This is a genomic window from Acidisarcina polymorpha (assembly GCF_003330725.1).
Lineage (GTDB): Bacteria > Acidobacteriota > Terriglobia > Terriglobales > Acidobacteriaceae > Acidisarcina > Acidisarcina polymorpha.
Map to the genome: position 1 here is coordinate 2,078,240 of NZ_CP030840.1, position 12,476 is coordinate 2,090,715.

Here is a 12,476-nt window from a genome sequence, read left to right on the forward strand (position 1 = left end):
ACAGCGTAAGAACCTTTGTCAATCAAAAGTTGTAGATCGCGAGCACCCGCTAGTACCGTTTGAGGAACACGCGGTATTCGGATTCTGATCGAACTGCGCGTGCCGCTGCCCTTTGGGGCTACGTGGTGCATAATGCTAGCATTCAATCACTTGGCCGACGACACGAAATCCGTGGGAATGGCGCGTCCTCACAACAGCAAAAGCCAACTCCTCTCAAGGCGGGCCATTCTCAAAAGCATGGGACTGACGCCATTGCTCCTGCGGCCGTCCCCCCTTTTTGGATCTTCGCTGCTCTTCGACAGCCACATCAACTCGAACTTCGCCCGAGGCCAGGATTTTGCCTTCGCCGATGCCCGGCTCATCCCCCACTATCCCGCGAAGTCTCCACTGGCGGCGGTGCTCCGCCTGGTTTCACCAGGATTGGACGAGTACCCTACCGAAAAATATGTTTCCGAAATAATGCCCGCTTTTCAGCAATGGGGTCAAGCTCTCCGGCAATCGCTAAGTGACTTGTCGGCGCTTGCCCGGTGTTTGGATCCGCAGATCGAAGCCTCCACACTGATTCCTCGCAGAGAGACGACGCTTCGCTCGGACGGGGCGATAACCGTCCTCAGGAGAGAGTTTGGCGACGAGGTCCTCGCCGGAGACGAACGCTTTCTTGCGGCGATCCAAGCCTGGGTCAGGCCGATTTCCCGGGTGGAAACAGCGGCCTTCGAAGCTACGGCCATCGAAGAAATGTCGTCAGAGCCATTAACCGTCAGCCTTGTTATTCGATACGATATTGTCGCAAGCGATAATAAAGGCCAGCGCGAAGAACGGATCGGCTCCTGGCGCACCGAGTGGTATCGCAATCCAGAGGGAACCTGGAAAGCTAGGCGATGGGTAGCCGGAGAAGAGACGCACAGTGTCGCTCGAGGGCCGGTTTTCCTGGATGTAACGGCCCAGGCAATGGGCAGTACGGCATCATATCTATCCCAGTTGCTTCGCGGCTCAGACTACTGGCGGACCGTCCTTGACGGTGCAAGCGGCATTGACGTTTATGGCAACAATGGCGTAGCTGCCGGCGACTACGACAACGACGGATTCGACGATCTCTACATTTGTCAGCCGGCCGGATTGCCGAACCGGCTGTACCGCAATCGCGGCGACGGCACCTTCGAAGATGTCACTGAAAAGGCTGGGGTCGGTGTTCTGGATAATTGCTCATGCGCCTTGTTCGCCGACTTCGAAAATAAGGGCTTACAGGATCTGTTGGTCGTAGGGGGTAGTGGGCCCTTGCTCTTCCTGAATCAAGGAAACGGCACGTTCTCGATGAAGCCGGACGCCTTCCAGTTCAAGAATCCACCCCAGGGGACCTTCACCCATGCGGCAGTCGCCGACTACGACGGCGACGGGCGGCTGGATGTTTATTTTTGCTTATATTCCTACTACCTTGGCCTGGATCAATATCACTATCCTGTCCCATACTTCGACGCCAGGAATGGTCCTCCGAATTTTCTCTTCCACAACCAGGGAAACTCAACCTTTGTCGATCGAACCGAAGCTGCAGGGTTGAACGCGGAAAACGATCGCTATAGTTTCGCCTGTTCGTGGGGCAGTTCGGGTGCAAAAGGCCTGCCCGACCTGTTCGTCGCCAACGACTTCGGACGGGCCAACCTCTATCGCAACAATGGGAACGGGAGCTTTACCGCCGTCTCCAGAGAGGCCCATGTGCAGGATGTGGGTGCCGGAATGAGCGCCACCTGGTGCGACTTCGATAACGACGGAAATCAGGACATTTACGCCGCCAACATGTGGTCGTCGGCAGGCCAGAGGGTTTCGGCACAGAGCCCCTTCCACGAAAAGGCCACGCCTGAGCTCCAGGCGCTATACCGGCGGCACGCACGAGGAAATGCGCTCTACCGGAACCAAGGCAATGGAGAGTTCCGTAACGTGAGCGAGCAGTCTGGGGTTGAAATGGGCCGCTGGTCGTGGTCATCCGACTTCTGGGACTTCGATCATGATGGCTGGTCAGATCTCTACATCGCCAACGGGTACATATCTGCGCGCGAAGACAGCGATCTTGCAAGCTTTTTCTGGCGGCAGGTGGTCGCCAAATCGCCCGAGGACTCCACGTCATCGCCGGCCTACGAACGAGGCTGGCAAGCTCTCAACGAGCTGATTCGATCCGATACTTCGTGGAACGGATACGAGAGGAATGTGTTGTACGCCAACAACCGTGATGGTACGTTCTCGGAGGTTTCAGGCGCAGTCGGCTTGAATTTTCCTGAGGACGCCCGTTCGTTCGCACTCGCCGATCTCGATCATGATGGGCGGCTTGAGGTCATCCTCAAGAATCGAAATGCTCCTCAGCTGCGGATCCTGCACAATGTCATGACAGACCTTGGCGGCTCGGTTGCCTTCCGTTTGCGTGGGACGAAGAGTAACCGGGATGCCATCGGGACTGCAGTCACCGTCGAGGCTGGCAGCCTCCGCCAAACGAAGTATCTGCAATCGGGATCTGGATTTCTCGCCCAGCACTCCAAAGAGCTCTTTTTTGGAGTCGGAAAGTTTGACCAGCCCGTCCAAGCCACCATACGTTGGCCGAGCGGCCTGACACAGAAGTTCGAGCAATTGCCCATCAACCACCGGATCGAGATTGAGGAGGGCGCAGTCCGCTTTGTGGCTAAGCCTTTCAGCGCTGCGCCACCCGCCTTTGCCCAAGCAGGCTCGGCTCCGGACACACAGTCTCTGCCAACTCAGATCGAGACCTGGCTCATCGAACCCCTCCTCGCACCCGGGTTTTCTCTTCCCGATCTCGCGGGTAATACGCGGGAACTCCGCTCTTTCCGGGGCGGCCTGGTCTTACTGCACTTCTGGTCCACAACCGCGCCCCTCTGTCGCGACCAGCTGAGACTTCTCCATCAAAACCTGCCGGCCTTCACCGCCAGCCAACTCAGCATCGCTGCCATCAACGTCGACGACGCGGCAAACAATCAGGTAGCACACTCCTACGCGACCCAGCAGAGCTTTCCTTTCCCGATCCTGTTTGCGACCGAAGAGGTAGCCGGTATTTACAACATCATCTATCGCTATCTCTTCGATCGGCGCCGTGATCTGGCCATTCCGACTTCTCTCCTCCTGAATGAAGAGGGGATGATCGTGAAGGTCTATCAAGGACCACTCAATCCTGGCCGCGTGCTTGCGGATGTGAGGGAGGTTCCCAAGACGGCGGCAGAACGCGTACAAAAGGCACTGCCTTTTGCGGGAACTCTCTACCAGGGAAGCTTCCAGCGCAACGATTTCACCTACGGCGTGGCGATGTTCCAGCATGGCTACCTCGAGCAGGCAGCAGAGTCCTTTCAGCAGGTCATCGCCGCCAAGCCGGACAACGCCGAGGGTTATTACAACCTGGGCACTCTCAACCTCAGAAGGAATGATTTGCCGCAGGCGCGCCACTACCTCGAAGAGACCGTAAAGCTGCGCCCGAATTACCCCGAAGCATGGAATAACCTCGGCATGATCGCCGCTCAGGAGGGGCAACCGGACGAGGCTATCCAGAACCTTCAGCACTCCATCGATCTGAGGCCCGGCTATTCCATCGCACTCTTGAACTTAGGAAACGTGTATCGCCGCCAAGGGTCCTTTGCGAAGGCGCAGGATTGTTTGAGTCGCGCACTTGAGATCCAACCCGATGATCCCGAGGTCAATTACAGCCTGGGAATGTTTTATGCCCAGCAAAACCAGCCGCGACAAGCGTCGAACTACCTTGAAAAAGCGATAAGCCTGCGCCCCGACTATGCCGAAGCTCTCAACAATCTTGGCGTTCTCTTCGTGCGCGAGCAGGACTATACAAAGGCCGAGGAAGAGTTCAAGACCTGCATTCGCACGGTACCCGCCTTTGATCAGTCTTATCTCAACCTGGCTCGCCTGTATGTGTTGCAAAAAGACACCGAAAAGGCCAAGGCAGTGTTGAACGAACTTCTCACCCTCCAGCCTCACAATGCTGCGGCCGCACAGGCTATGGCAATTCTGAAATAATCATCCCAATCTATGAACTTCCTTCGGCGGCGTTTTCTCGGCTCCTCGCTTTTCGTGCTCGGCGGAGCGTTGACCGATGCTCTTGCCACTCCTCTCTGGAGATGGAACAATTCGACGCCGCTGCAAGCCGTAATAGCGACTCCGGATTCGTCATCGGTCCAGTTCATCGATGTCGCTCAGCATGCCGGCTTAACGGCGCCGAACGTCTGGGGTGGTGTCGATCACAAGCGGTCGATTATCGAGACCAAGGGAAGCGGCGTCGCTTTTTTCGATTACGATAACGATGGCTGGCTGGATATTTATCTCACCAACGGAAATCGTCTCGACACGCAGTGGCCCACTGGCCAGGCCCCAACCTCTCACCTCTATAAGAACAACCGCGACGGCACCTTCACCGATGTTACCGCGAAGTCGGGACTAGGAATTACCGGTTGGCAGACCGGCGTCTGCATCGGCGATTACGACAATGACGGATGGGACGACCTCTTCTGTTGCTTTTGGGGACATAACATCCTCTTTCATAACAACGGTAATGGGACCTTCACCGATGTGACCCGCAAATCCGGTCTATATCAGGAACAGGCACGCTGGGGCGCGGGCTGCACCTTCCTCGACTATGATCGCGATGGACATCTCGACCTCTTCGTCTGTAACTACCTCACACTGGATTCTAAGAAAATTCCCTCCCCGACCGATCCCAGTTACTGCCAGTGGAAGGGCGTTCCCATCTTGTGCGGCCCCCGCGGCTTGCCCGGCGACACTAACATTCTCTACCACAACAATGGGGATGGCACCTTCACCGACGTCTCGCAGAAATCCGGAATCCTGAAACCCGGACCGCGTTATTCAATCACCGCGGTCTCCTATGACTTCGATAATGATGGATGGCCCGATATCTACGTCGCAGTCGACTCCCAACCGAGCATCCTGTTTCAGAACAATCATGACGGTACCTTTACCGACGTTGCCGTCATGTCCGGCACAGCCTATAGCGACAGCGGCCACGAACAGGCTGGAATGGGCGTGGCTGTCGCCGATTATGACTGCGATGGCTGGTTCGATATCTTCAAAACCAACTTCGCGGATGATACTTGCAACCTATACCACAACAACGGCGATGGCACCTTCAGTGATGTCACCTTCAGCGCCGGAACTAGCGTGAACAGCCGCTATGTGGCCTGGGGCTGCGGCTTCGTCGATTACGACAACGATGGTTGGCAAGATATTGTTCAGATCAACGGGCATGTCTATCCCGAGATCGACAACTATCACTTCGATCAAACCTTTAAGAATCCGCGTCTGGTCTACAAGAACCTGGGCAATGGCCGCTTCAAGGATGTCTCGGCAGAGATGGGCGCGGGCATCAGTGAGCATTTCTCCAGCCGCGGCGCCGCATTCGGCGACTATGACAATGACGGCGGCATGGACATCTTAATACTGAACCTGAATGACCTTCCGTCGCTGCTTCACAATGAAGGCGGCAGCAAGCAGAACTGGATCAAGATCAAGCTGGTAGGCACAAAGTGCAACCGTACTGCCATCGGCGCTCGTGTCCGCGTCATCACCGGCAAACATGCGCAGATGGATGAAGTCCACAGCGGCACCAGCGTCATGTCCCAAAGCGATCTTCGCCTGCACTTTGGCCTGGGAGCGATCGATACTGTCGACCTTATCGAGGTAAAGTGGCCAACGACCCAGAAGATCGAAAGCTTCAAGCAAGTCCGCGCTAACCAGATACTCACGATTCGCGAAGGCGACGGTATCATCGACACGTTCAAACCCAAATTGCGATAGCGACATAAGGATTAAAATATTCGGACGCAAAACGCCGCTATTTCTTTGTGAGCGCATCCAGGCCAGCTTGTGCGACCTGCTCGTCTATCTCAGATTTCGCTCCGCTCGCTGAAATTCCTCCCAGCGTCTGACCATCGATCTTCACCGGCAGTCCTCCCTGGTTCGGAAAGAACTCTGGAAACGCTAATACCTCGACGTTTCCCTTCTTGATTGCATCGGCTCCGTCCTTTGACGGGCTCCCGTAAAAGGCAGCGTGGCGGGCTTTCTTTTGGGCGAACTGTATGGTGTTCAGGCTCGCGGTTTCACCCTTCTCCAGAAAAAGCAGGTTGCCGCTCTCATCGACCACACAGATCGTGACACTGACATTGAGGTCCTTGGCCTTGGCCTCGGCGGCAGCGACCATGATCTTAATCGTGTTCAGGTCAAGGTATTTCTTGTTGGGTAGATCGCTGGCATAGACAGCACTAGAAACAAGCATCATGACCAATAGCTTGAGCATAGAAAGGCCTCCTGTCGTTCGTGTGACAGCTGTATATCTTCAATGACTCGCTGAACTGGCGGGCTGACTCTGCGACACAACTAAGAACTGTTTTACGTCTCGCCGCTCGCGCTCAATAGCGGCGGCCTGGACTCTCTCGATTTCGTCGTGGATCTGGAATTCCTGCTTCGCCTCCGCTGGTTTGCCGATGCGATCATAAACTACGCCCAGCCGGTAATGGGCCTCACCCAGTTCAGGATTCACTTCGATCGCCCGCCGGTAACGGTCGATCGCTTGCTCAATATCGTGTCGCGAGAACGCGAGAATACCGAGTTGCAGATAGGCTTCTCCGCATTTCGGATCAAGCGCGACGGCTTTCTTCAGCATGGTCTCGGCGGAGCTCTGTTGATCGCCGGCCTGCTCTCGTCTCAGCAGGGCCATCGCATCGAGGTAATTTGCGATCGGATTGTCAGGTTGCTGCTGCACGAAATTTGCGAGCCTCTGACCGATGCACGGCAACGGCGTAGGCGAGGCCATTTCTATCTTCCCCATGAAGATATACGGCTCCGGATCTGCCGGATTCAAGTCAGACGCCTCACATAAGCGAAGCGACGCCTCCTCGTACCGAGCTGTAGCAAAGAGCGCCGCGCCCAGGGCCGCGAGCATCCGGGGAGATTTTGGATATGCCTTCGCCCCATTGCCGAAGACCTCCACGGCTTGCCACATGGCGCGGTGAAGCAGAAGCTCTGATCCCCATTCAAAATAATTTTGCTCGCTTGGGTCCAACCGCGCAGCCTGCTCCTGCTCATGGACGGCAGACAAAGGATCCCCTAACTTCTCATCGAGTTCACCTGCCAGCCGATGAAGATCGGAGCGATCCGCCTTTGCCAACAATGCCCGCACATGCCCTCGGGCCCGCGAGTAATCGCCGGTCGCGTTATAGGCGAGCGCCAGATCGTATTCGTTTTCACGGTTGGAAGGGTCGATCTTGTAGGCAGCCTCCAGCAGCGGAATCGATTCCTGGTATCTGCCCGCGTGGAGGTAGAAGATGCCGAGCTTCCGGTTAGCCTCAAAACCAGCAGGCGCTGCCACCAGAGCAGCGCGTAGTTCGCTCTCCGAACCATCCACTTTACTGGCGCTCTCCAGATGGGGCGAGGAGCTGTTTTCCAGGGACTTCGATTTCAACGCTGAGGTTTCGCGTGCAAGCGCTTCGCTCGTTCGCAAACTGGCATCCGAGCCATGACCGCCGACCGCAGTCCAGTCGGTCACGCCCGCCACGGTAAAGTTAGGCTTGTCGGCGAACTCCATCGCATCCGTCGGGGCTCCAGAAGAACCCGCGTTCTCGGAGGGACTTGTTCCTGAAGCTGCTAAGACCAGGTCTATCCTGAGCTCGCCTCCTGTGGCTGATACAACCACCGGGATAGCAGCGCGCAATGAGGACTTCTCTGCGCTGATCACATATGCCCCGGCTTTAATCCCTGAGAAGGCAAAATTGCCAAGCGCATCGGTGTGCGTCTCGGTCGTAGCAGCGGCGCTCTGTTGCCGCAGCCGGACAATTACGTCTGCAACTGGTTTTTTCGCGCTATCGAGAACCTGACCTTGGACGATATCAGAGCTGGATGGCTGGGCGCCAGCTCCCTTCGCCAGAGCCAACCCCGTCACCATAAGGATGAAAAAGAGCCTAGAAATTCCCGGGAGGCGCCACAGATCCCGGATTGCATGCGACGGCCGCAAGGCGTTACCCATTTACGAAGAACTTGACCAGACTACCTCGTGAATTCTACTAGCTCGCGTTGCTGCTCCGGTAGCAACCGCTTCGGCTGTTGACCACGCCCGCGATCATGAGCGAATACTGAGCATGCTTAATACAACATTTGGCTCTCGATAAACTCTTCAGGAGTTCCATCCTGGGGATTTACAAAAATAACGTCTCTCGGGTCTCGTCGTGGCGTATCCACGGAGAAAACGACAAATGGTTCCTCCAGAATCTCACTGGTGCCGTGGACGGTACCCTTCTTGAAGAAGACCAGTTGCCCGGGCCCAAGTTCAAACCCAGGCATCTCGCCCAGGAAGAAGCGCGCCCGTCCGGAAACCACCAATAAATACTCGTCGCAGGTTGCGTGATAATGGGCAGGCACCCTGGTGTAGACGCGGAAAACCCGGGCGCTTGCCTCCGGCTCATCCGTAAGGCGCGTGTCGATCAGCATCGTACGGGCTTCGTCGGGAAAAGCTTTGGCGATCGCGTGAATATCGAAGACCGCTGACTTTTGAGACGACTGGGCATTGGGGCTTTCAGACATTTGTGACCTCACTCTTCGAGGACGAACAACGTCGCATGTTTGTTCCCTTTGAACTACGAATTCGTGCCTCCTCCGACGCTCGCGCCATGACAGACTGAAAGAGTGAATGATCTGCATTTACCGCCCGATCCACTTCCTTGCGAGGCCGCATGAGTGGACGACCGCGACTGTTGCCCGGCCTGCGCGTAAGCGAGGGGTTTATGCAGCATCCCTTCGACGCCGCAGCCGGCGTCCAGACCAGCGGCCTGGTGAGCGGCCGCAATCTGAAGACGGGACACGCTCACGACCGGCACAACACCGCCTATTATGGCGTGGCGCCATCGGTCTTTCGGGAGCTGTGCAGACGCTGGCTTGGCTCGTCTCCGCAGATCCAGTCCTCACAAATCAAGCTGGAAGACCGCACTTTTATTGACTTCGGCGCCGGAATGGGCCGAGCCATGCTCCTCGCGGCCGAGCTGCCGTTTCGCGAAGTCCTCGGGGTCGAGATCAATCCTTTCCTGGGCCGGATCGCGGAAAAGAACATCGCTATTCAGCTTCAGTCCGAACAGCCCCGATGTTCGATGCGTCTGCTTCGTCAGGACGTTCTCGACTTCGAGTTTCCCGACAATCCTTGTGTCGCATTCCTCTTCAACCCCTTCAGCGGCACAGTCCTTCGGCGTCTCTTGAAGCGAATCGGGTCCGCATTCGAAGCTAGACCCGGAACGCTGGACCTGCTCTATGTCAACCATGAGTTCAAGTCGGTATTAGGGCAACATCGAGGCTTCGTTCAACTCTGGAGCGGAGACATCTTCAAATCGAGCGAGGACGAAGAGGCCGACCGCAACATCCTGCAGAACCAGCCTGACGGGGAGTATGCCGCCAGCGAGTACGAATCTTGTTCGATTTTTCGCTGGGTGGGCGTTCCTCGGTTGACACTTCCCCGGCACCGCAATGATGTCCGTGGCCCGTACAATCAAGAACGCATGACTACAAAACACTCCGGAACAATCCCTAAGCATTCGCCAAAACCCAGGGTCGGAATTTTATTCGGTGGCCGCAGCGGCGAACACGAAATCTCCTTGCTCTCAGCAGCCTCGATATTGAAGGCCATCGACCGGGAGCGCTACGAGGTCGTACCGCTCGGCATTACCAAAGAAGGCCGCTGGATTACCGCACAAAACGCCGAAGCCTTGCTCGCAGGCGACGCTGGGGCCCTACTGCTAGTCAGTTCTGCCAACCCTGATGCACCTGCCCCTGCCCGTGTGGAAGCGACAATTCAGCCGACCGCGCTCAGTCAATCACTGCACGTCGATGTCATCTTTCCGGTGCTGCACGGCACCTTCGGCGAGGACGGCACCATCCAGGGACTCTTCGAACTTGCGGACATTGCGTATGTCGGGTCCGGCGTGCTCGGTTCGGCCGCCGCCATGGACAAAGACATCATGAAGCAGCTCTTTGCCGCAGCGGGTCTGCCTATCCCGAAACACGTGGGTATCCTCCGCAAAGAGTGGAAGGCTGCACCCAGGAAAGTCATCAAACGTGCGGAAGATGCACTGAAATATCCAATGTTCGTGAAGCCGGCGAACCTGGGCTCCTCGGTGGGAATCAGCAAGGTCCATGATCGCAGGGAACTTGGTCCGGCCATCGATCTGGCGGCCACTTACGACCGCAAGATCGTGATCGAACAGGGCGTCGGAGGCGCAAAAGGAAAAGCTCGAGAGTTAGAGGTCGCCGTGCTCGGCAACGATGAACCTCTCGCCTCGGTCGTCGGCGAAATCGTTCCCGGCAAAGAGTTCTACGACTACGAAGCCAAGTATCTCAGCGAAGGTTCGGTGCCGATCATCCCCGCAAAACTGACAAGATCTGAATCGAAGCAGGTTCGCCAGATGGCGATCGCCGCCTTTCGCGCCTGCGACTGTTCGGGTCTAGCCCGGGTTGATTTCCTGATGGAGCCCCAGGCCAAATCTGGCAAGCCGCCTCGCATCTACGTCAATGAGGTCAATACCATGCCTGGATTTACCAAAATCAGCATGTATCCAAAACTGTGGGAAGCTTCTGGAATCGCCTATACGCAACTTATCGACAGGCTCATCGAGCTGGCCTTGGAGCGACGAGCGGAAAAAGACGAGACCAAATACAGCCGATAGAGCAACCGCAGGGAACTGGTGACAAGCCGGCGGTGTCAATTTAGATTGGAACTGCTCTGAGACAGCGCCGCTTGGCAAGCCCTTCTTGCGGCGACCCAAGAGTGCATCTTAGGCATGAGAGCACTTTGACTTCCGGGGCATGCAAGGCCGTCGGTCAGTGCGTTGCTTTTTAGCCAGAAAGCCACACCTCGCAACTCTCGGCTGTGATTAGAAGTGAGAATGCTCTAGAGGGAAGACAGAACGATGACGCTGCTCGATGCACCGCAGTACAACGAAAAACGGGCCAAGCTGGTTCGCAACCTCTCGATTGCTGCCCTGGTCATCGTTCTCGTCGGCGGTTTTTGCACGTTCTGGTTCTGGAATTGGCCGGCGGAACACCGCATCAACAATTTCATGGCCGTCGTCGAATCTGGCGATTTTGCCAAGGGCTTTGCCGAATGGAATCGAGACCCCAATTGGCAGAAACATCCTCAGCAATACTCGGCCTATGACTTTGACCAATTCCAGAAGGACTGGGGTCCCATGAGCGAGTACGGCAAGATTCGCAGCCACAAGCTGCTCATGGCCAAATCAGTCGGAAACGGCACGGTGGTCGGCATGGTGATCAACGGAGACACGGCCCACCCCTTGTTTCTCCGCGTGGACAACAAAACCAAGACGATCGGATTCTCGCCAGTCGAACTCTACGTAGGCCCGTAACGAATGATGGAAGCCGGGTCATGCTTTCAGGCGACGAGAGACCGGCGAAATCAACCAGTCGATCCTGCCGAGTCCCCGCTGATGCGAGTTGTTTCACGCTCCTGCAATCATCTCGATTGCGTGATTTAAGGTCGCCGCGTCCTGCACGTGAGCATGCTGCTGCTCCCGGTCGATCTGACGAACCAGACCGCTCAGAACCTTGCCTGGACCAACCTCCAGGAAGAGGTCCGGCTTTTCCGCGATCAACAGCTGCATCGATTCCACCCAGCGTACCGCGCCAGTCACCTGCCGGATCAGCGCGTCCCGCAGCGCCTCTGCTTCGGTGCTAAAGACTGCACCGACATTGACCACGACTGGAATCCTGGCGGCAGTGAACGACATTTCCTTCAGCAAAACCGCCAGCCTGTCCTGCGCCGGCTGCATCAGCGGGCAGTGGAATGGGGCGCTTACCGCCAGCAGGACCGCCTTGCGTGCACCACGCTCTTTCGCAAGAGCAATGGCGCGCTCCACGGCTGTAGTTGTCCCTGAAACCACGATCTGCGAAGGGGAATTGATGTTCGCCGTGGCCACGATCTCCCCCGTCTCAGCCGACGCGTCGACGCATGCCTTCAGCACCTCGTCTGCCGCCATGCCGAGAATGGCCGCCATCGCACCTTTTCCCGCCGGGACCGCCTCTTGCATGTAGCGTCCCCGCTCCCGGACCGTCTCCACGCCATCGGCAAAGGTGATTGCGCCGGCCGCAACGTTGGCGGAATATTCGCCTAGAGAATGACCGGCTGCGTAGCTCGGAGTGACACCCTTCTCCGCGAGAACGCGCTGCGCCGCAACCGACACTGTGAAAATCGCTGGCTGCGTGTTTTCAGTCAAACGAAGCTCTTCTTCGGGCCCCTCGAAACACAGTTTCGAAAGCGAAAACCCGAGAACATCATCGGCTTCCTCGAAGGTTTGCCGCGCTACCGGGAAATTCTCATAGAGGTCGTGGCCCATACCGACGGATTGCGAACCCTGGCCAGGGAAAAGAAATGCGAGTTTCTTATCGATCATGTCAGTGGTTATTCA

8 protein-coding genes are annotated in these 12,476 nt (G+C 56.7%); 4 read left to right on the plus strand and 4 right to left on the minus strand.

All coding sequences use genetic code 11. From position 1 onward, the window contains the following. Positions 1–132 precede the first annotated feature (132 nt). Both ACPOL_RS08995 and ACPOL_RS09000 read left to right on the plus strand, forming a co-directional pair. A complete protein-coding gene (locus tag ACPOL_RS08995) occupies positions 133–4,020 on the plus strand; it encodes an FG-GAP-like repeat-containing protein (protein WP_236657346.1) in 3,888 nt (1,295 codons plus the stop codon). 12 nt (positions 4,021–4,032) lie between these two features. Then, entirely contained in the window at positions 4,033–5,814 is a 1,782-nt protein-coding gene (locus tag ACPOL_RS09000; protein ID WP_114206751.1) for a CRTAC1 family protein, read from the plus strand. A 37-nt stretch (positions 5,815–5,851) separates the two neighbouring features. Here ACPOL_RS09000 and ACPOL_RS09005 read toward each other — a convergent pair whose 3' ends face one another. The 3 genes from ACPOL_RS09005 to ACPOL_RS09015 all read right to left on the minus strand — a co-directional run bounded on the left by ACPOL_RS09005 (position 5,852) and on the right by ACPOL_RS09015 (position 8,592). Continuing rightward, a complete protein-coding gene (locus tag ACPOL_RS09005; protein WP_114206752.1) occupies positions 5,852–6,313 on the minus strand; it encodes a GlcG/HbpS family heme-binding protein in 462 nt (153 codons plus the stop codon). 39 nt (positions 6,314–6,352) lie between these two features. Continuing rightward, positions 6,353–8,038: a tetratricopeptide repeat protein gene (locus ACPOL_RS09010; protein WP_114206753.1), complete on the minus strand. Its 1,686-nt coding sequence runs from the start codon at positions 8,036–8,038 to the stop codon at positions 6,353–6,355. A gap of 116 nt (positions 8,039–8,154) precedes the next feature. Continuing rightward, complete coding sequence (locus tag ACPOL_RS09015; protein ID WP_114206754.1) at positions 8,155–8,592, minus strand: cupin domain-containing protein; 438 nt, start codon at positions 8,590–8,592, stop codon at positions 8,155–8,157. Positions 8,593–9,554: 962 nt separating this feature from the next. Between ACPOL_RS09015 and ACPOL_RS35865 the strand changes: the two genes are divergently transcribed. After that, positions 9,555–10,718 (plus strand): D-alanine--D-alanine ligase family protein, encoded by a 1,164-nt coding sequence (locus ACPOL_RS35865; RefSeq protein ID WP_114210720.1) that lies wholly within the window; start codon positions 9,555–9,557, stop codon positions 10,716–10,718. A gap of 243 nt (positions 10,719–10,961) precedes the next feature. Further along, entirely contained in the window at positions 10,962–11,417 is a 456-nt protein-coding gene (locus tag ACPOL_RS09025; RefSeq protein ID WP_114206755.1) for a hypothetical protein, read from the plus strand. A 93-nt stretch (positions 11,418–11,510) separates the two neighbouring features. Here ACPOL_RS09025 and fabD read toward each other — a convergent pair whose 3' ends face one another. After that, positions 11,511–12,461 carry an ACP S-malonyltransferase gene (gene fabD / locus ACPOL_RS09030; RefSeq protein WP_114206756.1) on the minus strand — a complete coding sequence of 317 codons (951 nt, stop codon included), beginning with the start codon at positions 12,459–12,461 and terminating at the stop codon, positions 11,511–11,513. Positions 12,462–12,476: the final 15 nt, after the last annotated feature.

What these genes read in the sequence shown, in the direction of transcription:
- ACPOL_RS08995 (WP_236657346.1), top strand. Translation starts at nt 133, where the DNA reads ATGCTAGCATTCAATCACTTGGCCGACGACACGAAATCCGTGGGAATG.
- ACPOL_RS09000 (WP_114206751.1), top strand. Translation starts at nt 4,033, where the DNA reads ATGAACTTCCTTCGGCGGCGTTTTCTCGGCTCCTCGCTTTTCGTGCTC.
- ACPOL_RS09005 (WP_114206752.1), bottom strand. Translation starts at nt 6,313, where the DNA reads ATGCTCAAGCTATTGGTCATGATGCTTGTTTCTAGTGCTGTCTATGCC.
- ACPOL_RS09010 (WP_114206753.1), bottom strand. Translation starts at nt 8,038, where the DNA reads ATGGGTAACGCCTTGCGGCCGTCGCATGCAATCCGGGATCTGTGGCGC.
- ACPOL_RS09015 (WP_114206754.1), bottom strand. Translation starts at nt 8,592, where the DNA reads ATGTCTGAAAGCCCCAATGCCCAGTCGTCTCAAAAGTCAGCGGTCTTC.
- ACPOL_RS35865 (WP_114210720.1), top strand. Translation starts at nt 9,555, where the DNA reads ATGACTACAAAACACTCCGGAACAATCCCTAAGCATTCGCCAAAACCC.
- ACPOL_RS09025 (WP_114206755.1), top strand. Translation starts at nt 10,962, where the DNA reads ATGACGCTGCTCGATGCACCGCAGTACAACGAAAAACGGGCCAAGCTG.
- fabD (WP_114206756.1), bottom strand. Translation starts at nt 12,461, where the DNA reads ATGATCGATAAGAAACTCGCATTTCTTTTCCCTGGCCAGGGTTCGCAA.